The sequence below is a fragment of the Azospirillum sp. A1-3 genome (assembly GCF_023806445.1).
Classification (GTDB): domain Bacteria; phylum Pseudomonadota; class Alphaproteobacteria; order Azospirillales; family Azospirillaceae; genus Azospirillum.
In genome coordinates this window covers 514,717-533,955 of sequence record NZ_JAMSLU010000006.1, presented here as the reverse complement: position 1 = coordinate 533,955, position 19,239 = coordinate 514,717, and the positions used below count along the sequence as shown (strand labels likewise).

Sequence of the window (19,239 nt, the reverse complement as noted above, 5' to 3'; positions counted from 1 at the left end):
GGTCGACGGGGATGATGGCGCGTGGTCGCAGGCAGGGCCAAGGGGGTGGCGGGGGAATTTCGGGGGGTGGAAGGTGCCGGCCCCCCACCTCACACCGCACCGGACTCTCGTCACGCCTTCGGGCGGATTTCGCCGTCCATCTTGGCGCCGTTGTGGTGGTGGGTGCCGGAGAAGGCGCGTTCCAGGCGGCGGGGCGCGCGGATCAGGTGGAGGTACAGCTCGTCGAACTGGCCGACGGAGGCGAGCTGGCGCACGTCGTTGACGGTGATCCGCTGGCCGTTCAGCTCGATCAGGCCGCTGTCGCGCAGCCGCCGCAGGGTGCGGTTGATGTGGACGATGCTGAGACCCAGCGCGTCGGCCAGGATCTCCTGCGTCACCGGCAGCACGAAATGCCCGTCGGTCACCATGTTGACGATGCTGAGGCGGCGCAGAAGCTCGACGATCAGATGGGCGGTGCGCTCCAGCGCGGTCCGGCGCCCCAGGCTGAGCAGCCGCTCGGCGACGATGGCCTCCTCCCGCGCGCCGGACCAGGCGAGTGCGGCGGCAAGGCGCGGGAAGGACCGGAACAGTTCGCCGATCCGCTCCGGCGGGAAGCTCGCCACCTCGACCGGGGTCAGGGTGGTGACGCTGTGGTCGGCCGATTCGAACAGGGTGCAGTACATGCCGATGATGTCGCCGGGCAGGACGAAATTGACGACCTGGCGCCGTCCGTCCGGCAAGGCTTTGTGGCGGATCGCCCACCCGTCCCGCATGATGCGGACGTCGCGATACCTTTCGCCTTGTTGGAGAAGATCGATGCGCGGCGGCACGCGGTCGGTCGTCCTTTCCAATTCGGCAAGATACATCTTTTCCTCATCCGACAGGACGAGGTAGCTGCTCAATTTGAGCCACAATGGAGTCGGTTCGAGGGCGCGGCTCGCCAGGGCGCGAGTCATGGTCGTCTCTTTGCCTTCTTTGTCCAAATATTGGCGTTTCGATAAACGGTCGCGCCGTTGAACCGGTTCCGCGTTGTCTCGAACGTTTAGGGTTTTCAGGCGAGGCAGCCACAACATAGGTTAATCGGCTGAATATTTTTCTCGAACGGTCTGTGACGCGCAGCCGACCCGTGTGTTGTTCCCTATGCAATTGGACCTACCGGCGGCTTGGCCGGGCGGGGTTGAGAACCAATCGAACGGGGGCATGATGACGTCGGAGGAAGAGGCGGCAGGTATGGCCGCTCTCTCGATTTGTGAATCGTTGGTGATCGCCATGGTCGAAAAGGGCCTCCTCACGGTCGAGGAGGCGCGGGGCGTGCTCGAGGACGCCGCCGCTGCCCATCTGCGACAGGAAATACCGGAACCGGCAATCCGGCGTCAGGAGATGGCGGTGCGCTTCATCGAGCGCCTCGCCCTGCAGGTGAACGCCGCCGGTCCCTACAGTCGCGGCTGACGCACCGGTGCGGGTGGACCGGCGCGATCAGTCCTGCAGGATGGTCGAATTGCGCCGGTCGCCGGCCTCTTGCCGGCCGGTGGGTCCATCCGTCAGGGAATCGCTCAACAACTGCGCGACCTCCTTGGCGGCGATCGGCTTGTGCAGGATGCGGTAGCCGCTGGCCTCGGCATCGGCGATGCGTTCGGGCGCGGTGTCGCCGGTCAGCACGACGCTGGCCGGGGCCGGGAATCCCCGCTCCCGCAGGGCGGTTTCGACCGCACGGAGGGCCTCCAGCCCGGTGGCGCCCGCTTCCAGCCGGTAATCGGCGATCACCAGATCGGGCGGGCGCGGCTGGTCCCGCAGCAGGCGGAGCGCATCGGCGGCGCTGTCGGCCGCGGTCGCGCGCCAGCCGAAATCCTCGATCAGCAGGGTCAGCCCCTCGCGCACCAGCGGATCGTCGTCGATCACCAGGGCGGTGCCGCGTCCGGGCTCCGGCGCCTGTTCCGCATCGGTCGCCCCGGACGCCGCCGCGACCGCCGGCAGGGCGGAGGTGGGGATGTCCAGCGTGAAGCAGGACCCCTTGTTCGGCCGGGACGCGACATGCACGCGGTAGCCCAGCAGCCGCGCCAGCCGGTCGACGATGGCAAGCCCCAGCCCCAGCCCCTTGCCGCGGTCGCGGGTGGGGTTGGAGATCTGGTAGAATTCGTGGAAGATCCGCTCCAGATGCTCGGGCGGGATGCCGATGCCGGTGTCGTGGACCTGGATGCGCAAGGCCCCCGGACGATGGCGGCAGCCCAGCAGGATGCGGCCGTGGTCGGTGTAGCGCAGCGCGTTCTCCACCAGATTGCGGATGATCCGTTCCAGCAGCGCCGGGTCGGCGTTCAGCGTCACGTTGGTGGGGACGCTGCGGAAGGCGACGCCCTTCTCCGCGGCGCGCAGCCGGTATTCGCCCTCCAGCCGGGCGAAGATGGTGCCGAGCGACACCGCCTGGATGTTGGGGGACACCGTGCCGGCATCCAGCTTGGAGATGTCCAGGATGGCGTCGAGCAGGCGGCACAGCGCGTCCATCGACGCCTCGATGCTGCCGACCAGCGACGCCGCCGGATGGTCGCCCAGCCGGATCGCCAGGGCGGAGGTCAGCAGGACCAGCGATTGCACCGGCTGGCGCAGGTCGTGGCTGGCCGCCGCCAGGAAATGCGTCTTGGCGGCGTTGGCGCGCTCCGCCACCATCAGCGCCATCACCGCCTCCTGGCGCGAGCGCTCCTCCTCGTTGCGGGCGCTTTCCGCCTCGGCGCGGGCCTGTTCGGCGCGCTCGGCCAGGGTGCGCTGGATGGTGATCTCCTCCGCCGCCCGCATCTCGCGCTCGCGCTGGATCGCCGCGATGTGGTCCAGCATGGCGTTGAAGCCGCGCGCCAGGGCCGAAACCTCGTCATTGCCGCGCACCCGGGCGCGCTGTCCGGTGAAGCCGTCGGTGGCGATGGCGCCGGCCAGCCGTTCCAGTTCGCGCAGGGACCGGGTCATGTGGTTGCCGACGGCGCGGCTGCCGATGTAGATCGCCAGCAGGGCGAGAACGGCCACCAGACCATAGGCCGGCAGCATCCAGGACAAGAGCGCGGTGGTCGGCGTTTCCGGCGCCTCCAGCCGCAGCTTCAACCCAAGCTTCGCCAGCCGTTCCGGCACGGTCAGCGGCACTGTCACCGCCATCATGTCGGCCGGCACCGGCGGAGGCGGCCCGCTGCCGTGGAGAAGCTCCGCCTCCGGATGCAGGACCAGGGAGTCGAGCGGCACCTTGTAGAGCAGCGCCCCTTCCGGCGAGGTGGTGCGGGAATAGATCAGCATCTCCGCAGCCAGCAGGAACTTGGTATCGCCCTGCTGCACCACCTGGGCGGCGGGCTTGCCGGCGGCGATGGCGGCGCGCAGCCAGGCCATGTCGGCCGGCGCGATGGCCAGCGGGGCGGCATGGCGCCCGTTGTCGGCGACCGGCTCTCCTTCGAAATCGGTGAAGACCAGCGCCACCGGCATGCTGGCGATGTGGTTGAAGCTGCCCAGGAAGGGGATCAGGTAGGTTTCCTTCCCCGCGGAATCGACCAGGGCGGTGGCGAGCACGCTGTTTTCCGCCAGTTCGCGCACCGTCATCACCAGCGTGTTCAGCAGTCCTTCGGTCTGGCGGGCGGCGAGGCTGGCGTTCGCCTCCACATTGGCATGGTGCTGGCGCGCCAGATGGCGGCTCGACACCAGATACAGGCTGGCGCCGATCAGAATGGCGATCAGCACGCCCAGCATCAGCGACACCATCGCGAAGCGGCGGGCCAGCCGTCCGGAGGTCAGCATCCGCTGGGCGGCGCGGGGGATGGTGCCGTCGGAGGTGGGGCCGGTGGGAATTGGTTCGCTCATCCGAGTTCTCAATCCACCGGAACCAGAACGCCGTCGGCGCGGAAGCGAGCCATCAGCAGGTCGTCGGGCCCCAGCGCCTCGTGCCGGCCGGGGGCGAAGGGACGGTCGTAGTCGCGGGTCACCCCGTGATAGGGGCCGACCTGTTCCAGCGCGTCGCGCACGGCGGCGCGGTCGGTGGTGCCGGCGCGGTCGATCGCGAGCGCCAGGATGCGGGTCAGATCATAGGCGTGCAGGAAGCCCACCGGCGACACGATGTCCTCCGGCCGGTGGATGCCGAACAGGCGTCCGGCCGTCTCCAGCACCGGGGCCAGCCGGTCCTTGGGGATGCGGAAGGGGCTGACCGTCTGGATCACGCTGAAATCGACCTCCTGCAGGGCCGGTCCGGCCTGTCCGACGAAATCGCCGCCGGTGACGCCCCAATGGCTGAGGATCGGCAGCCGCCGCTGCGGCGGCAGGGCGGCGACCTCGCGCACCAGCACGGCGGCCTCGTCGTCGTTGGCGACCAGCAGGATCGCCTGGGCGCCGGCATCGGCCAGCGCCTGATACTTGTCGATCAGCGAGCGGTCGCGCCAGTTGTACCATGCGGTGCCGACCAGATCAGGCGTCTTGTGCTCCGCAAGGTAGCGGTTGGCGGCCTCCAGGTTGGATCGTCCCCAGGCGGTGTTGGTCAGCAGCAGCCCGACATGGGTCAGGCCGCGGTCGGTGGCGCGCTTCAGCAGGAAGGGCATCGCCAGGCTGTCGCGCAACGACAGCCGGAAGATGTAGTTGGGCTCCATCCCGTTGTCGACGATGTCGTCGGCTGACGACCAGGGGGCCAGGAACAGGGTGCGGGTCTGTTCCAGGACCGGCAGCTCCTCGATCACCACCGGGCTGAACCGGCCGCCGAAGACGGCGACCAGTCCGGGGATGGTGGCCAGTTCCCGGATGTTCTTGATGCCGCGGGCGGAGATCGAGCGGTGTTCGCGGGTGATCAGCGTTAGCGGCCGGCCGCCCAGAACGCCGCCGCCGCGGTTGATGTCGTCGATGGCGGTCAGGATCCCGCGCTGGATGGATTCGGCCGAGGTGCTGTTGGTCAGCCCGAACTCCCCGTCCAGCGCCAGCACCACCGGTTCCCCGGGAAGGTCCCGCCCCGCCGGCCCGGCAGCAGCCGGCGCTGCCGCAAGCGAAACCGCGAGGGCAAGCAGAAGCAGGATCGGACGGAACAGGTGGAGGGCTGCGGAAAACATTGGCCGTCGTTCAAGTGGATCGGCAAACGGAAGATTTGGCTCCCGTGCGCGTAACGCGGCACTATGGGTGGGGGGAACCGGCGGGGTCAATCTTCCCTTCGGCCGAGCGGCGAGTACGGAAGACCAGTGCCATTGCGGCAAGTCGCTCGCTGGCAGTGATTATTATTATCGTTACAGGCATGAGTGCAGGGAAAGCGCCGCCCGGCGGTGGGCGGCGCCCCTGTCGGACGGATCAGACCAATTTGGCGGTCAGGCTGATCTGGGTGCCTGCCAGCGCCTTCGACACCGGGCAGTTGGCCTTGGCGCCGTTCGCCTGTTCCTGGAAGGTGGCCTCGTCGATGCCGGGGATTTCGGCTTCGCACTCCAGCTCGATCCGGCTGATGGCAAAGCCGGCGCCGGCCTTCTCCAGATGCACCTTGGCGGTGGTGTGGACGCGGGTCGGCGTGTGTCCGGCTTGGGCGAGCCCGGCCGACAGCGCCATGGAGAAGCAGCCGGCATGCGCCGCCGCGATCAGCTCCTCAGGATTGGTACCCTGGCCGTTCTCGAAGCGGGAGGGAAAGGAGTAGCTGCCTTCGAAGGCGCCGCTGCCCAGCCGCATCTTGCCGCTGCCCGATTTCAGGTCGCCGCGCCATTCGGCATCCGATTGCCGCATCGCCATGGTGATGTCTCCCCTTGCTGGTCATGGTCGGACCGGCCCGCCGCCATGGCGGGGACCGGTCGAGCCTGACCTAGGGCCATCGACCGCGGCGGCCAGCCGCATACTCCCTTCGCGCCGCCGACCGTTACAGCCAGCGTTTTCTAAAGCCAATCAGGCACGCGCTCGGCTGCCAGCATCTCCTCCACCGTCGGGCGGGGGCGGATGACGGAGAAGCGGTCGCCGTTGACCAGAACCTCCGGCACCAGCGGCCGGGTGTTGTAGGTCGAGGCCATCACCGCGCCATAGGCGCCGGCCGACAGGAAGGCGACGAGGTCGTCGTCGGCCAACGGCGGCAGCGGGCGCTGCACGGCGAAGGTGTCGCCGCTCTCGCACACCGGGCCGACCACGTCGTACGGCTCCTGCGCGACGCCCTCGGCCGGTTCCGCCACCGGGACGATGCCGTGATAGGCGTCGTACAGCGACGGGCGGATCAGATCGTTCATCGCCGCGTCGACGATGGCGAAGCGGCGGTGCAGCCCCTGCTTCACATAGATGACGCGGCTGACCAGGATGCCGGCGTTGCCGACCAGCGAGCGGCCCGGCTCCAGCGTGATGCGGCAGCCGAGATTGCCGGTGATCGAGCGTACCATCGCGGCATAGTCGGCGAGATCGGGCGGCGCCTCGTTCTTGTAGGTGATGCCGAGGCCGCCGCCGAGGTCGAGGCGCTGGATGTCGTGGCCGTCCTCGCGCAGCTGGTGCAGCAGGGCCGCGACCCGCTCGTAAGCCGCCCGGAAGGGGGCGAGGTCGGTCAGCTGCGAGCCGATATGGACGGCGATGGCGACCGGCTTGATGCCCGGCAGGGCCGCGGCGCGGCGGTAGATCTCGCGCGCGTGGTCATAATCGATGCCGAACTTGTTCTCTTTCTTGCCGGTGGCGATCTTGGCGTGGGTCTTGGCGTCGACGTCCGGATTGACTCGGAAGGCGATGGGAGCCTCCACGCCCATGGACGAGGCGATCTGGCTCAACGCCTCCAGCTCCGGCACCGATTCGACGTTGATCTGGTGGATGCCGGCCTCCAGCGCGGCACGCAGGTCGTCGCGGGTCTTGCCGACGCCGGAGAAGACGATGCGCTCGGCCGGAATGCCGCCGGCCAGCGCCCGCTTCATCTCGCCCACCGACACCACGTCGCCGCCGGCGCCCAGCTTTGCCAGGGTGCGGATGACGGCGAGGTTGGAGTTGGCCTTCAGCGCATAGCAGACGCCGGCATCCTGGCCGGCAAAGGCACCGGCATAGGCATTGTAGTGCGATTCCAGCGCCGCGGTGGAATAGAGGTAGAAGGGGGTGCCGACCTCGCGCGCCACATCCTCCAGCGAGACGGATTCGGCATGCAGCACGCCGTTGCGGTAGGCGAAGACGCTCATCGGCGAGCCGTTGGGAGAACCGGGGCGGGCGGCGTTCATGGGAACTGCACTCCGGAACCGGCCGGCTTGGCGGGCTTCGGGTCCTGTGAGGGGTTGGGGTAGGTGCGCGGGAAGGGATCGACCTGCCCCTCCGGAACCGGGCTGTCGACGAATTTCGGCTTCTTGCCGCAGCCGGCCAGCGCCAGGGCGCCGGTCAGGGCGAGGACGGTCAGGGTGAGGGAGCGGGGAAGGCGGCGGTTCACAGGAAACGCTCCCGGGCGGCCTTCACCGCCTCCTGCACGCGGACGGGTGCCGGGCCGCCGAAGCTGGTGCGGCTGTTCAGCGACGCCTCGATGCTCAGCGCCGGATAGACGGCTTCGGTGATGCGCGGCTCAATGGCCTTCAGTTCATCCAGCGTCAGGTCGGTCAGGCCGACGCGCCGGTCCTCCGCCGCCTTCACGGCACGGCCGGTGACGTGGTGCGCCTCGCGGAAGGGCATGTTCAGCTCCCGCACCAGCCAGTCGGCGAGGTCGGTGGCGTTCAGGAAGCCGCGGTCGGCCGCCTCGCGCATCGCCTGGACGTTCGGTTGCATGTCGCGCACCATGCCTTCCATGGCGGCGATGCAGAGCGCCAGCGTGTCGTCGGCCTCGAACACCGGCTCCTTGTCTTCCTGCATGTCCTTGGAATAGGCCAGCGGCAGGCCCTTCATGGCGATCAGCAGGCTGTTCAGGCTGCCGATCACCCGGCCGGCCTTGGCGCGCACCAGCTCCGCCGCGTCGGGGTTCTTCTTCTGCGGCATGATGGAGGAGCCGGTGGTGAAGGCGTCCGTCAGCTTGATGAAGCGGAACTGGGCCGAGCACCAGATCACGATCTCCTCGGCGAAGCGCGACAGGTGCATGGCGCAGATCGACGCCGCCGACAGGTATTCCAGCGCGAAGTCGCGGTCGGACACCGCGTCCAGCGAGTTGGCGGTCGGCCGGTTGAAGCCAAGCGCCTCCGCCGTCATGAAACGGTCGATGGGGTAGGGGGTGCCGGCCAGCGCCGCCGAGCCCAGCGGGCATTCGTTCAGCCGGCAGCGGGCGTCGCGGAAGCGGCTGCGGTCGCGCCCGAACATCTCGACATAGGCCAGCAGGTGATGGGCGAAGCTGATCGGCTGCGCCGCCTGCAGGTGGGTGAAGCCGGGCATCACCGTCCCGGTGTGCTGCTCCGCCAGATCGATCAGCGCGGTCTGCAGCGCGGTCAGGCCGGCGATGGTGCGGTCGATGGCGTCGCGCACCCACAGCTTGAAGTCGGTCGCCACCTGATCGTTGCGCGAGCGGCCGGTGTGCAGGCGCTTGGCCGGTTCGCCGATCAACTCGGCCAGCCGGGCCTCCACATTCATGTGGATGTCCTCCAGCTCCACCTTGAAGGTGAAGACGCCGGCGTCAATCTCTGCTTTCACGCGGTCGAGGCCGTCGATGATGGCATCGGCGTCGGCCTGGGTTATGATGCCCTGCTTGGCCAGCATCGCGGCATGGGCCTTCGACCCGGCGATGTCCTGGTCGGCGAGCCGCTTGTCGAAGCCGATGGAGGCGTTGATCTTCTCCATGATGGCGGCGGGACCGCGCGCGAATCGCCCGCCCCACATCTGGCTGGCGGCGGGTGCGGCAGAGCCCGTGGGGGCGGCGGAATTCGGCGGGGTCTGATCGGCGCTCATGGGGACGGATACCGGGGCATTCGGGTGAAGGGGAGCGAGGAAGCGTGAGTATGCGGACTTTGGCGGCCGTCGCAACGGTTTGTGTGTGCATGGCCGGGGCCGGCCTGTGGTGGAGCGCCGGCGCGGCGCCGAACCCCGGCTCGGGCGCCCCCGAGGTGGTGCGGCTGGGCGCGGCGGATGCCGCCACGCCGGTCGCCGCCACCGGCGCCGACAAGCTGGAGAAGTTCAAGGGGGCGGAGCCGAAGCCGATGCCGCCGCTGTCCTTCGTCGATGCCGAGGGGCGTCGGGTCGATCTCGCCGAATTCAAGGACCGGGTGATCCTGCTGAACCTGTGGGCGACCTGGTGCGGGCCCTGCGTGAAGGAGATGCCGTCGCTCGACCGCCTGCAGGCCCAGCTGGGCGGCGACGCCTTCCAGGTGGTGGCGCTGTCGCTGGACCGCGGCGGGCGGACGGCGGTGGAGCCCTTCTATAAGAAGACGGGGGTGGAGCATCTGACGGTGTTCCTCGATCCCGGATCGGAATCGATGAAGGTGCTGTCCTTGCGCGGCCTGCCCACCACCATCCTGGTCGATCCGGAGGGGCGCGAGCTTGGCCGCGTCGAAGGGGCGGTGGAGTGGGATTCGCCGGAGGTCGTCGCCTTCCTGCGCCAGTTCCTCGGTCATGGTGGCGGGCCGGCGCGTGACCGCGGCGGGGTGATGAAGACCGGCGGCTGACGATCCTGTGGCCTTGGGGTAGAGTGCGGCGATGATCGTCCGCCTGTCCCGAGCCATTCCATGACGCAGCCCGCAGCAATCGGCCCCAAGCGCTACACCATCGGTCCCGGCATCGTGATGATGCGGCAGGGCGAGCGCGCCGACCGGGCGTGGCTGATCGAATCCGGCGAGCTGGAGGTGCTGCTGACCCTGCCGGACGGCGGCACCCGGCGGCTGAGCGTCGTCGGCAAGGGGGCGGTGGTCGGCGAGATGGCGCTGATCGACGATGGCGAGCGCAGCGCCACCGTGCGCTCGCTGACCGAGGTGTCTTGCGTCGAGGTGACGCGGGAGGCCTTCCGCGGGCTGCTGAAGCGCAGTCCGCCGCTGGCGTCGTTTCTGCTGCAGAGCCTGATCGCCGCCATCCGCCGCGATTATGGCCTGCCGGCGGTCGAACGGTACGGAAATGCGGTGGATTTCCGCTCCACCAACTCCTTCCAGAAGGTGGTCGACCGTCGGATGATCCGCGAGGGGCATGTCTTCTTCGGCCCCAACGAGCCGGTGAACGCCGCCTACCTGATCCAGTCCGGCCGCGTGGCGCTGCGCCCCGGCCGCGGCACGCTGGGCGGCGAGATCGCGTCTCTCGGGCCCGGCCGCCTGTTCGGCGAGATCTATCTGCTGACCGGCCGCCAGCCCGACGTCACTGCCGTGGCGGTCGCCGGTGGCATCTGCGAGGTCATCGACAAGCGCAGCTTCGAGGATGCGGTGACGGCGATGCCGCCGATCCTGAAGTCGCTGGCCCGGATCTACATCGCCCAGCTGACGAAGAAGGCTTCCGCCCCGGCAGGCCCGCCCCCGTCCGCCGAGAAGGCCGGCTGAGTCGGGATCGGACTTGGTGCTGGATTTGCCGGGGCATCTGGTGGAAAACAGCGCCTTCACGAATATTGCGGCGCTCCGGCCCCCTCGGGGGTGTGCGCCATTCAGGGAGACAGCATGTTCACTGCCGCCAGCTTCCGCGTCGGCGACCGCGTGACGATCCGCAGCGGCCAGTCCATTCCGCAATCCATCGCAACGGTGGAACGCTATAAGGAGGGCGGCCGCTGCATGGTCCTGTCCGACGGCAGCGAATGGCGCGCCGACGGGCGCCGCCAGTGGAGCTTCCGTGGCGGCTACTACAAGGGTCCGGTGGTGGAGCCGTTCGAGGCCGGCGACGACGAGTTCATCGCTCGCCGCCGCGCCATCGGCGCCCTCCGCAAGTTCGGTGACGGCCTGACCATGGATTCACCGCTGACCACCGAAGCGCTGCAGCGGATTCTTGAAGCGGTGGACCGGGAGAAGGCGGCGGCCAAGCAGGGGTGAGGACTCACCCCGCCAGCGTCATGCCCATTTCCCAGAAGTCGGCCTCCAGCCGGCAGGCCTGACGGAAGACGGTAAGCAGACGGGGGAAGCGCGCCTCCGTCATCCCATCCGCCGCCAGCCGGTCGAGGTTCTCCCGCGCCGCCTGCGCCACCTCCTGATAGGCCTTCCCCGCATATTCGGCGATCCAGACGCGGTAGGGGTTGGACTCGTTCAGCGCGCCGGGTAGCCCGGCCAGCCGGCGGCCGATCTCGGCATAGCCGATGACGCAGGGGCTGAGCGCCACATGCAGGTCCAGCAGGTCGCCGCGCAAGCCCGTTTCCAGCACATAGCGGGTGTAGGCCATCGTCGCCTTGGCCTCCGCCGCCTGTTCCAGTTCGGCGGCCGGCAGGCCCCAGCCGGCGCACAGGCCGACATGCAGGTCCATCTCCACGTCGAGGATCGCCTTCAGGCCGTTCAGCGACGCCCGCATCTCGAGCAGGTCGCGGCCCTTGTAGATGGCGAGAGCGTAGGCGCGGGCGAAATGGATCAGGAACAGGTAATCCTGCACCAGATAATGCCGGAAGCACGCCTGCGGCAGCGTCCCGTCGCCCATCCCGCGCACGAAGGCGTGGTCGACATAGGCCGACCAGTCCGGCCGCGCCTCGGCGACGAGCCGGTCGAACAGGTCGGTTTGGCTGGTGGCGGCGGTCATGAGCGCAGTCTCCGGTGTCGCTGACGGAATTGGGCGCACACTCTACCCGCTATTCCCCGGTTTGCAGCAAGGCCCCGCGCACGCGCGCCTGGTGGAAGGCGTACAGGAACACGGCGATGCCGGCCGCCATGTAGAGCACGTTCAACCCGACCGCCCAGGCCAGATGGTCCCAGCGCAGGACGCCGTCGAACACCAGCGCCCGCATGCCCTCGAACACATGGGCCGACGGCAGGGCGAGCGAGACCGGCTGGAGCCAGGCCGGCAGGACCGAGACCGGGTAATAGACGGCACTGACCGGGGCCAGCATGAAGACGACGATCCAGGCCAGCCCCTCCGCCCCCATGCCATAGCGCAGGATCAGCGCCACGATCAGCAGCCCCAGCGACCAGCCCAGCACGATCAGGTTGGCGAAGAAGGCGGCGAGCGGCAGACCCAGCGCGTAAACCGAATAGCCGAAGAAGGGAATCGCCAGCGCCGTCGCCGGCAGCACGCCGATCAGGGTGCGCAGCAGGCTCATGGTCATCAGCGCCGTCACCCATTCGCCAGGGCGCAAGGGGCTGACGAACAGATGGCCGAGGTTGCGCGACCACATCTCTTCCAAAAAGGAGATGGAGACGCCGAGCTGGCCGCGGAACAGCACGTCCCACAGCAGCACCGCGCTGACCAGCACGCCGGCGCCCTGCGCCACCCAACCGCTGCCGCCGCCGTTGGTCGAGGCCATGAACTGGTTGATGTAGCCCCACAGGATCATCTGCATGGTCGGCCAATAGGCCAGTTCCAGAATGCGCGGCCAGGACCCGCGCAGCAGATACCAGTAGCGCAGCACCATGGCGCCGACCCGGCGCAGCGAGAAGTCGGCGCGCGGGATCGCCACCTCATTCGGCTGCATCGGCGGCCTCCCCGGTGAGGATGCGGCCATCGGATTCAACGCCGCCGGACGCGCGGGCGATGTCGAGGAAGACCTCCTCCAGCGTCTGGCGGCCATAGCGGGCGACCAGGGCGGAGGGGGCGCCGCGGTCGACGATCCGACCTTGCCGCATCATCAGCACGCCGTCGCACAGCCGCTCCACCTCCAGCATGTTGTGGGAGGCGAGCAGGATGGTGGCGCCGGTGCGAAGGCGGTACCGCTCAAGATATGTCCGGATCCAGTCGGCGGTGTCGGGATCGAGCGAGGCGGTCGGCTCGTCCAGCAGCAGAAGCTCCGGGTCGTTGAGCAAAGCTTTCGCAAGGGCAACGCGGGTTTTCTGCCCCGCAGACAGCCCGCCGGACGGGCGATCGAGAAAACGCGACAGGTCAAGATGCTCGGCCAATTCTTGGACGCGCTTTTTGACGCATGTCAAACCGTAGAGGTGGGCATAGACGGTAAGGTTCTCCCGCACCGTCAGCCGATGGGGCAGTTCGACGTAGGGGGAGGAGAAGTTCATGCGCGGAAGCACGGCATGCCGGTGGCGCGCCATGTCGACGCCCAGGATCTCCACCGTCCCGGCCGTCGGCAGCAAAAGCCCCAGCAGCATCGAGATGGTCGTCGTCTTGCCCGCCCCGTTGCCGCCGAGAAGGCCGGTGACGCTGCCGCGCGGCACGGTGAAGGTGATGGAGTCGACCGCCGTCACGTCCCGTCCGTCCGGAGCCGGGAAGCGCTTGGTCAATCCGTCGGCCCTTATGGCGGGCGATAAGACAGCGATCTGTTCGGTCATGGGCACAGAATATGGCGGTGTCCGCCGCAACCGCCAGGGGCATGCGCTCCAGATGCATGCAGGCCTTGGGCAGGTGGACTGGGGGAACGGATCATGGTGAGTTTCGCCAGCGCGCTGACCGCACCGATCCCGCTCGCTTCGCCGCCGCACTGGGCGCAGCCCGACGGCCGCATCACACTGCGCACGCTGATCCTGATCCGCTGGGTCGCGGTGCTGGGGCAGCTGGCCGCGGTGGCCTTCGTCAATCTCGGTCTGGGTTTCCCGCTGCCGCTGGGGCCGGTTCTGGCCGCCATCAGCGCGTCGGCCCTGCTGAACGTGGTGGCGATGGCCCAGCGCGGCGGCCGGCTGCGGCTGGCCGACCGCGACGCCGCGCTGTATCTCAGCTACGACATGCTGCAGCTGACGCTGCTGCTCTATCTGACCGGCGGGTTGAGCAACCCCTTCGCCATCCTGCTGCTGGCGCCGATGACCGTTGGTGCGGCCATCCTGTCGCGCTACAGCACGGTGCTGCTGACCGGGCTGAACCTGATCTGCCTGACCGCGCTCGCCCTCTGGCACTTCCCGCTGCCGTGGGAGGAGCCGGTGCGCTCGATGGCGCCGCTCTATGCCTTCGGTGTCTGGCTGTCGCTGTCGGTGTCGGCGGTCTTCATCGCCGGCTATGTCTTCCGCGTCGCCGCCGAGGCGCGTCGCTTCGCCGACGCGCTCTCCGCCTCGCAGGTGGCGCTCGCCCGCGAACAGCGCCTCGGCGCGCTGGGCGCCCTGGCCGCCGCCGCCGCGCATGAACTGGGCTCGCCGCTCGGCACCATCGCCGTGGTGGCGAAGGAGCTGGCGCGCGACCTGCCGCCCGACAGCCCCTATGGCGAGGATGTCGAGCTTCTGCAGAGTCAGGTGATGCGCTGCCGCGAGATCCTGGCCGATCTGGCGCGCAAGCCCGAGGCCGACGGCGGCGACCCGTTCGAACGGCTGCCGCTGACCACGCTGATCGAGGCTGCCGCGGCGCCGCATCGTCTCGGCCACATCGACTTCGTCGTGGAACCCCACCCGGTCGGCGAGGCGGAGGAGCCCTTCCTGCGCCGCAGCCCGGAGATCATCCACGGCATCGGCAACTTCATCCAGAACGCCCACCAGTTCGCCCGCCACAAGGTGACGGTCGCCGCCGCCTGGGACGGCCGCGGCGTCACCATCACGGTGATGGACGACGGCCCGGGCTTCCCGCCCCATCTGCTGGGCCGCATCGGCGAGCCGTACCTGTCGGTGCGCGGCGAGCGGTCCGGCCCGAAGGGGCAGACGGGCGGCGGCCATATGGGGCTGGGCATCTTCATCGCGCAGACGCTGCTGGAAAAGACCGGCGCGACCGTGCGCTACACCAACAATCCGCCGGCCGGCACTCCGCCCGCCGACCAGACCGCCGGCGGGCATTCCAACCAGGGCGGAACGGGTGCGCGGATTTCCGTGCGCTGGAAGACCATCAACGCCAAGAAATGAGGTTTCACGGTGGACACCCTCAAAACAACCGATGACCTGCTGTCGGGCGATGCCGTCAAACTGACATTCACTGGCGACGTCACCCGCAGCCTCCTGATTGTCGACGACGACGCCCCCTTCCGCACGCGGCTGGCCCGCGCCATGGAAAAGCGCGGCTTCAACGTCGTCGCAGTCGACTGCGTCCAGCTCGGCATCGAGGTGGCGCAGGAATCCGCCCCCGCCTTCGCGGTGGTCGACCTGCGGCTGGGCGACGGCAACGGGCTGGACGTGGTGTCGGCCCTGCGCGACGCCCGCCCCGACGCCCGCGTCGTCATGCTGACCGGCTACGGCAACATCGCCACCGCCGTCGCCGCGGTGAAGGCCGGCGCCGTCGATTACCTGCCCAAGCCGGCCGATGCCGACGCGGTGGAATCGGCGCTGCTGGCCGATGGCCGTCCGCTGCCGCAGCCGCCGGAAAACCCGATGTCGGCCGACCGCGTCCGCTGGGAGCACATCCAGCGCGTCTTCGAACAGTGCGACCGCAACGTCTCCGAAACCGCGCGCCGCCTGAAGATGCACCGCCGTACCCTGCAGCGCATCCTGAACAAGCACGCCCCGCGCGCCTGAATATCCGCGGCTTCGGCCGAGGTTCTTGGTCAGGAAACGCGAACGGCCCGCCCCGGAAGGGAGCGGGCCGTTCGCATGTCCGGTGCCGCGCCGGTCAGGCGGTGCGGTCTTCCGTCCGGCAGGTCTTGATGCCCAGCAGCGTGTAGGCCGGGCAGAAGCCGACGACGGCCGTCAGCAGCGGCACCAGCCCGACCAGTCCCCACAGGGTCTGCGGCCCGACGACGGTCAGCGAAATCAGGATCAGCCCGACGATGGCGCGCAACGCGCGATCCACCGGGCCCATGTTGCGGCAATTCATGGCGGCACCTGTTATGGATGAACAGTACCGCCTGCTTTACATCCCAGCCATTGGCTCGTCTGTGATTCAGTCACGCTGGGACGCGTTGACCCTAGTTTGACCACGAGCCGTGCGTCGGCAGACCCGGCCCGTCTTCAAGAAACTCGATCATTCGCCTTTCAATCCGCAGCAGCACCTCACGGGCCGGCAGACTGTGGCATTCGCGGCTGTGGTCGCGGATCTGCCTGATCGCGGTGACGGTGGCGGATTCCTGACGGTGCGGCATGACGCAATTCTCCGTCCAAAAGACATACTGATAGTATACCTTTCAGCTTATCCGGTACAGCCTAAAAATACGTATACGTCACAATTTGTCGCACGCCCGAAATCATGATGCGCATTTATCCAGCGCCAGCAGGGCCGCCGGGTCGAGCACCTGGATGCGCCCGCGTGACAGGGTCACGAAGCCGCGCCGCTCGAACTCCTTCAGCTGGCGGCTCACCACCTCGCGCGCGGTGCCCAGTTCCACCGCGAGCGCCTGATGGGTGGTGTCCAGCCCGCCGGTCGCGTCGCGGCGGTCGGCCAGGAAGCGGGCGAGGCGCAGGTCGACGCGGCCGAAGGCGACCTCCTCGATCAGCATCATCATGCCGGTCAGCCGGTTGCCGAAGGACGCGAAGACGAAGTCGCGGAAGGCGGCGGAGCGCGCCACCAGATCGTGGAAGGGGCCGGCCGCCAGCGCCACCGCGTCGATGTCGGTCTCCGCCACCGCCTCGGCGCTGTAGGGCTTGTCGGTCAACAGGCAGGCGGTGGTGACGATGCAGGTCTCGCCGCGGCCGACGCGGTACAGCACGATCTCGCGCCCGGTCTCCGATGCCATCTGCACCCGCACCGCGCCGTCGAGAACCATCAGGAAGGTGTGACAACGGTCGCCTGCGCGGAACAGGACGGTCCCGCGCGGAACGTTCACCCGCCGCCCGGCGTTGCCGAGAAGGGTCGCCGAGTCTTCGTCCAGCTTCGCCAATGTCGGGAAAAGTGCCGGGATTTCCGCCAACCGGCCGGTACGATCGAACGTCATGGAACCTGTCCTTCCGAGTAACCCCCATTATCCCCGGTCCTGCATCGACGGTCCATACTGCACTGCAACAGGGTCAGGAAGGCTACCCACTGCGCGCCCATTGCTCACCTCATGCACTGGATGGCCGATGCAACGGCTGGACTAACACTGCGTTTCAGCCAATCGGACGAACCGCCGAGCCTGCCCGCCGGACAGCATCAGCTGCCCGGAATGGAGGATCGGGCTAACGGACGGTCCTATGGCCGCGCTTCTGGTCGTTACGCGAGGAGGACCCTTTGGCCACCCAGGAACTTCAGGAACAACCCCGACGCAATACCCCTGAGTCTCGGCGGGGCTCCGGTTCCGCCTCCCCCGGCATCTCCTATGATCTGTCGGCCAGCGCCGCCAGTGCGGTGCGCCGGACAACCGGCCTCCTGCGCCGGCACAAGCTGCTGATCGGCACGGTGATCGTGCTCGGCACCGGGCTGGCGGCCCTGGTCGCCTTCCGGATGACGCCGCTCTACACCGCCGAAACCCTCATCATGGTCGAGCACCGCAAGAACACCGTCCTCAATTTCGAGGGTGTGGTGTCCGACATGACCCCCGACATCAGCGCGCTGCAGAGCGAGGTCGCGATCCTGAAGTCGCCGGCCTTCGCCGAGAAGGTGGTGGCGAAGCTGAAGCTGATGAACGATCCGGAGTTCAATTCGGCGCTGCGTCCGCCGCCGCCGGGATGGCTCGCCGCGCTGAATCCGCGCAACTGGATCCCCGACAGCTGGAAGAGCGGCGGCACCGTGCCGCTGTCGCCGGAGGAGGTCGAGCGCAACCAGATGACCTCGGTGGTCAACGCGGTGCTCGACAACACCTCGGTCCGGCCGCAGGGGCGTTCTTACGTCATCGCCGTCAGCTTCGACAGCGAGGACCCGCGCAAGGCGTCGCTGATCACCAACACCATGGCCGACCTTTATCTGGTCGACCAGTTGGACGAGAAGTTCAAGGCGTCCAAGCGCGCCACCCAATGGCTGGAGGAACGGCTGGCCGACCTGCGCAAGGAGGCGCAGACGACCGGCGACGCGGTGGAGAAGTACCGCACCGAGCATGGCCTGACCACCTCGTCCAACAACGAGAGCACGGTTGTCGGCCAGCAGCTGAGCCAGCTCAACACCGACTATATCCTGGCCCGCACCAAGCGGCAGGAGGCGGAAACCAAGCTGCGCGACGTCACCGCGATGGCGAATTCGCCGCGCGGCGCCTCGGCGGTCGGCGACGTGCTGGGCTCCCCGCTGATCCAGGCATTGCGTGAGCGCGAGGTCGATCTGCAGCGCCAGATCGCCGACGCCACCAACCGCTACGGCGCCAAGCACCCGATGCTGCAGGCCCTGCAGAGCCAGCTGCGCGACCTGCAAGGCCAGATCAAGGCCGATGTCGGCAAGATCGTCGCCAACCTCAGCAACGAGGTCGAACTGGCGAAGGGCCGCGAGCAGGGGCTGAAGGCCAGCCTGGACCAGGCGGAGGCGAAGCAGAACCAGCAGCAGCAGGCGACCGTCGGCCTGCGCACGCTGGAACGCGACGCCAGCACCGCCCAGGCGATGTACGAATCCCTGCTGACCCGCTCGCAGCAGATCGCGGCGCAGACCGATATGCGCCAGCCCGACGCCCGCGTGGTGTCGGAGGCGGCGATCCCGCTCGACCCGTCGCAGCCCAACCGCAAGCTGATCCTGCTGCTGGCGCTGGTGGCGTCGGGCACGCTGGGCGTGCTGCTGGCCATGCTGCGCGAACGGGCCGACGGCGGTTTCCGCAGCCCGCACCAGTTCGAACTGGCGACCGGCGTGCGCAGCCTGGGCATCGTGCCGCGCATTCCGCGCTTCGGCGGTTCGCCGGCCGCCTATGTGGTCGACAAGCCGATCTCCGCCTTCGCGGAATCGATGCAGAACCTGCGCACCTCGCTCCTGCTCGCCAATCCGGACGGGCGGCACCGGGTGATCCTGTTCAGCTCCTCGGTTCCGGGCGAGGGCAAAAGCTCCGTCGCCGCGGCCTTCGCCCGCACCTGCGCCAATGCCGGCCAGCGGACGATCCTGGTCGATTGCGACCTGCGGCGGAAGAGCCTGCACGAGATGCTGGGCCTGTCCAACAACCGCGGCCTGTCGGAGGTTCTGGCCGGCGCCGCCGCTCTGGAGGACGTGATCCAGGTCGATCCGCGCACCGGCCTGCACGTCATCGTCGCCGGCCATGGCCGTACGCTGCCGCAGGACGTCCTGGGGTCGTCGGCCATGCACCAGCTGCTGTCGCGCCTGTCGGTCAACTATGACCGCATCGTGCTGGATTCGCCGCCGGTGCTGGCGGTGTCGGAAGGCAAGCTGCTGGCGGCGCTCGCCGACCAGACCGTCTTCATCGTCCGCTGGGGCATGACCAAGCGGGGCACCGCGATGGCCGGCCTGAAGGAAGTGATCGAAGCCGGCGGCGAGGTGGTGGGCGTCCTGTTCAGTCAGGTCGATACCCGCCGCCATGCCCAGTACGAGTTCCCGGACAGCGGCCGCTATCACGGCTACCGCCGCTACTACGCGAACTGAGCCTCACTCTCCCGCCCCGAAAGGGCGGGAGATGAGTTTTTGCGCCGTGCA

Annotated in this window: 20 protein-coding genes; 7 read left to right on the top strand and 13 right to left on the bottom strand. The window is 68.5% G+C overall.

The window, feature by feature from the left end; all coding sequences use genetic code 11:
* Positions 1-110: 110 nt before the first annotated feature.
* Entirely contained in the window at positions 111-935 is an 825-nt protein-coding gene (locus tag M5E06_RS30325; protein WP_252141412.1) for a Crp/Fnr family transcriptional regulator, read from the bottom strand.
* A gap of 244 nt (positions 936-1,179) precedes the next feature.
* Between M5E06_RS30325 and M5E06_RS30320 the strand changes: the two genes are divergently transcribed.
* Positions 1,180-1,428, top strand: coding sequence for a hypothetical protein (locus M5E06_RS30320; RefSeq protein ID WP_252141411.1), 249 nt, complete (start codon positions 1,180-1,182; stop codon positions 1,426-1,428).
* Positions 1,429-1,455: 27 nt separating this feature from the next.
* On the opposite strand, the gene M5E06_RS30315 is transcribed toward M5E06_RS30320, so the two are convergent.
* The 6 genes from M5E06_RS30315 to argH all read right to left on the bottom strand — a co-directional run bounded on the left by M5E06_RS30315 (position 1,456) and on the right by argH (position 8,763).
* On the bottom strand, positions 1,456-3,804 hold the full coding sequence (locus M5E06_RS30315) for a hybrid sensor histidine kinase/response regulator (RefSeq protein ID WP_252141410.1): 2,349 nt from the start codon (positions 3,802-3,804) through the stop codon (positions 1,456-1,458).
* 8 nt (positions 3,805-3,812) lie between these two features.
* The gene (locus M5E06_RS30310; protein WP_252141409.1) at positions 3,813-5,030 is read right to left on the bottom strand and encodes an ABC transporter substrate-binding protein; all 1,218 of its coding nucleotides are present in this window, start codon (positions 5,028-5,030) and stop codon (positions 3,813-3,815) included.
* Between the two features lie 232 nt (positions 5,031-5,262).
* Positions 5,263-5,688 carry an OsmC family protein gene (locus M5E06_RS30305; RefSeq protein WP_136701105.1) on the bottom strand — a complete coding sequence of 142 codons (426 nt, stop codon included), beginning with the start codon at positions 5,686-5,688 and terminating at the stop codon, positions 5,263-5,265.
* Between the two features lie 140 nt (positions 5,689-5,828).
* The gene (gene lysA / locus M5E06_RS30300) at positions 5,829-7,088 is read right to left on the bottom strand and encodes a diaminopimelate decarboxylase (protein ID WP_252141488.1); all 1,260 of its coding nucleotides are present in this window, start codon (positions 7,086-7,088) and stop codon (positions 5,829-5,831) included.
* Positions 7,089-7,123: 35 nt separating this feature from the next.
* Positions 7,124-7,330 (bottom strand): hypothetical protein, encoded by a 207-nt coding sequence (locus M5E06_RS30295; RefSeq protein WP_252141408.1) that lies wholly within the window; start codon positions 7,328-7,330, stop codon positions 7,124-7,126.
* Positions 7,327-8,763 (bottom strand): argininosuccinate lyase, encoded by a 1,437-nt coding sequence (gene argH / locus M5E06_RS30290; protein WP_252141407.1) that lies wholly within the window; start codon positions 8,761-8,763, stop codon positions 7,327-7,329. The genes M5E06_RS30295 and argH overlap by 4 nt, the downstream gene beginning before the upstream one ends.
* 89 nt (positions 8,764-8,852) lie before the next feature.
* On the opposite strand from argH, the gene M5E06_RS30285 reads away from it, so the two are divergent.
* The 3 genes from M5E06_RS30285 (at position 8,853) to M5E06_RS30275 (ending at position 10,811) form a co-directional block, all read left to right on the top strand.
* Positions 8,853-9,476, top strand: a complete 624-nt coding sequence (locus M5E06_RS30285) for a TlpA family protein disulfide reductase (RefSeq protein WP_252141406.1) — start codon at positions 8,853-8,855, stop codon at positions 9,474-9,476.
* Positions 9,477-9,536: 60 nt separating this feature from the next.
* On the top strand, positions 9,537-10,331 hold the full coding sequence (locus tag M5E06_RS30280; RefSeq protein WP_252141405.1) for a cyclic nucleotide-binding domain-containing protein: 795 nt from the start codon (positions 9,537-9,539) through the stop codon (positions 10,329-10,331).
* Positions 10,332-10,445: 114 nt separating this feature from the next.
* On the top strand, positions 10,446-10,811 hold the full coding sequence (locus M5E06_RS30275; RefSeq protein ID WP_252141404.1) for a hypothetical protein: 366 nt from the start codon (positions 10,446-10,448) through the stop codon (positions 10,809-10,811).
* Positions 10,812-10,815: 4 nt separating this feature from the next.
* Here M5E06_RS30275 and tenA read toward each other — a convergent pair whose 3' ends face one another.
* From tenA to M5E06_RS30260, 3 genes are read right to left on the bottom strand one after another with little or no spacing between them, the layout of a single operon-like run.
* Positions 10,816-11,502: a thiaminase II gene (tenA, locus tag M5E06_RS30270; RefSeq protein WP_252141403.1), complete on the bottom strand. Its 687-nt coding sequence runs from the start codon at positions 11,500-11,502 to the stop codon at positions 10,816-10,818.
* Between the two features lie 49 nt (positions 11,503-11,551).
* On the bottom strand, positions 11,552-12,391 hold the full coding sequence (locus M5E06_RS30265; RefSeq protein ID WP_252141402.1) for an ABC transporter permease: 840 nt from the start codon (positions 12,389-12,391) through the stop codon (positions 11,552-11,554).
* A complete protein-coding gene (locus tag M5E06_RS30260) occupies positions 12,378-13,196 on the bottom strand; it encodes an ABC transporter ATP-binding protein (protein ID WP_109153919.1) in 819 nt (272 codons plus the stop codon). Before M5E06_RS30260 ends, M5E06_RS30265 begins: the two co-directional genes overlap by 14 nt.
* Positions 13,197-13,289: 93 nt before the next feature.
* Here M5E06_RS30260 and M5E06_RS30255 point away from each other — a divergent pair, with 93 nt between their 5' ends.
* Together M5E06_RS30255 and M5E06_RS30250 are read left to right on the top strand one after the other, a co-directional pair.
* The gene (locus M5E06_RS30255; protein WP_252141401.1) at positions 13,290-14,681 is read left to right on the top strand and encodes an ActS/PrrB/RegB family redox-sensitive histidine kinase; all 1,392 of its coding nucleotides are present in this window, start codon (positions 13,290-13,292) and stop codon (positions 14,679-14,681) included.
* Between the two features lie 9 nt (positions 14,682-14,690).
* Entirely contained in the window at positions 14,691-15,287 is a 597-nt protein-coding gene (locus M5E06_RS30250; protein ID WP_014189610.1) for an ActR/PrrA/RegA family redox response regulator transcription factor, read from the top strand.
* Between the two features lie 94 nt (positions 15,288-15,381).
* Here M5E06_RS30250 and M5E06_RS30245 read toward each other — a convergent pair whose 3' ends face one another.
* From M5E06_RS30245 to M5E06_RS30235, 3 genes are all read right to left on the bottom strand, one after another.
* A complete protein-coding gene (locus tag M5E06_RS30245; protein ID WP_085092153.1) occupies positions 15,382-15,585 on the bottom strand; it encodes a YgaP family membrane protein in 204 nt (67 codons plus the stop codon).
* 91 nt (positions 15,586-15,676) lie between these two features.
* On the bottom strand, positions 15,677-15,850 hold the full coding sequence (locus M5E06_RS30240; RefSeq protein WP_252141400.1) for a hypothetical protein: 174 nt from the start codon (positions 15,848-15,850) through the stop codon (positions 15,677-15,679).
* A gap of 102 nt (positions 15,851-15,952) precedes the next feature.
* Positions 15,953-16,639, bottom strand: a complete 687-nt coding sequence (locus M5E06_RS30235) for a Crp/Fnr family transcriptional regulator (RefSeq protein ID WP_109153921.1) — start codon at positions 16,637-16,639, stop codon at positions 15,953-15,955.
* Between the two features lie 275 nt (positions 16,640-16,914).
* On the opposite strand from M5E06_RS30235, the gene M5E06_RS30230 reads away from it, so the two are divergent.
* Positions 16,915-19,188 carry a GumC family protein gene (locus tag M5E06_RS30230; RefSeq protein WP_252141399.1) on the top strand — a complete coding sequence of 758 codons (2,274 nt, stop codon included), beginning with the start codon at positions 16,915-16,917 and terminating at the stop codon, positions 19,186-19,188.
* The last annotated feature ends 51 nt before the right edge of the window (positions 19,189-19,239 follow it).

Bases quoted from the DNA above. Each gene is read 5' to 3' on its own strand.
- M5E06_RS30320 (WP_252141411.1), top strand. From the start codon at position 1,180: ATGATGACGTCGGAGGAAGAGGCGGCAGGTATGGCCGCTCTCTCGATT.
- lysA (WP_252141488.1), bottom strand. From the start codon at position 7,088: ATGAGCGTCTTCGCCTACCGCAACGGCGTGCTGCATGCCGAATCCGTC.
- M5E06_RS30235 (WP_109153921.1), bottom strand. From the start codon at position 16,639: ATGACGTTCGATCGTACCGGCCGGTTGGCGGAAATCCCGGCACTTTTC.
- M5E06_RS30310 (WP_252141409.1), bottom strand. From the start codon at position 5,030: ATGTTTTCCGCAGCCCTCCACCTGTTCCGTCCGATCCTGCTTCTGCTT.
- M5E06_RS30305 (WP_136701105.1), bottom strand. From the start codon at position 5,688: ATGGCGATGCGGCAATCGGATGCCGAATGGCGCGGCGACCTGAAATCG.
- M5E06_RS30285 (WP_252141406.1), top strand. From the start codon at position 8,853: ATGGCCGGGGCCGGCCTGTGGTGGAGCGCCGGCGCGGCGCCGAACCCC.
- M5E06_RS30280 (WP_252141405.1), top strand. From the start codon at position 9,537: ATGACGCAGCCCGCAGCAATCGGCCCCAAGCGCTACACCATCGGTCCC.
- M5E06_RS30245 (WP_085092153.1), bottom strand. From the start codon at position 15,585: ATGAATTGCCGCAACATGGGCCCGGTGGATCGCGCGTTGCGCGCCATC.
- M5E06_RS30275 (WP_252141404.1), top strand. From the start codon at position 10,446: ATGTTCACTGCCGCCAGCTTCCGCGTCGGCGACCGCGTGACGATCCGC.
- M5E06_RS30265 (WP_252141402.1), bottom strand. From the start codon at position 12,391: ATGCAGCCGAATGAGGTGGCGATCCCGCGCGCCGACTTCTCGCTGCGC.
- M5E06_RS30315 (WP_252141410.1), bottom strand. From the start codon at position 3,804: ATGAGCGAACCAATTCCCACCGGCCCCACCTCCGACGGCACCATCCCC.
- M5E06_RS30240 (WP_252141400.1), bottom strand. From the start codon at position 15,850: ATGCCGCACCGTCAGGAATCCGCCACCGTCACCGCGATCAGGCAGATC.
- argH (WP_252141407.1), bottom strand. From the start codon at position 8,763: ATGAGCGCCGATCAGACCCCGCCGAATTCCGCCGCCCCCACGGGCTCT.
- M5E06_RS30255 (WP_252141401.1), top strand. From the start codon at position 13,290: ATGGTGAGTTTCGCCAGCGCGCTGACCGCACCGATCCCGCTCGCTTCG.
- tenA (WP_252141403.1), bottom strand. From the start codon at position 11,502: ATGACCGCCGCCACCAGCCAAACCGACCTGTTCGACCGGCTCGTCGCC.
- M5E06_RS30260 (WP_109153919.1), bottom strand. From the start codon at position 13,196: ATGACCGAACAGATCGCTGTCTTATCGCCCGCCATAAGGGCCGACGGA.
- M5E06_RS30325 (WP_252141412.1), bottom strand. From the start codon at position 935: ATGACTCGCGCCCTGGCGAGCCGCGCCCTCGAACCGACTCCATTGTGG.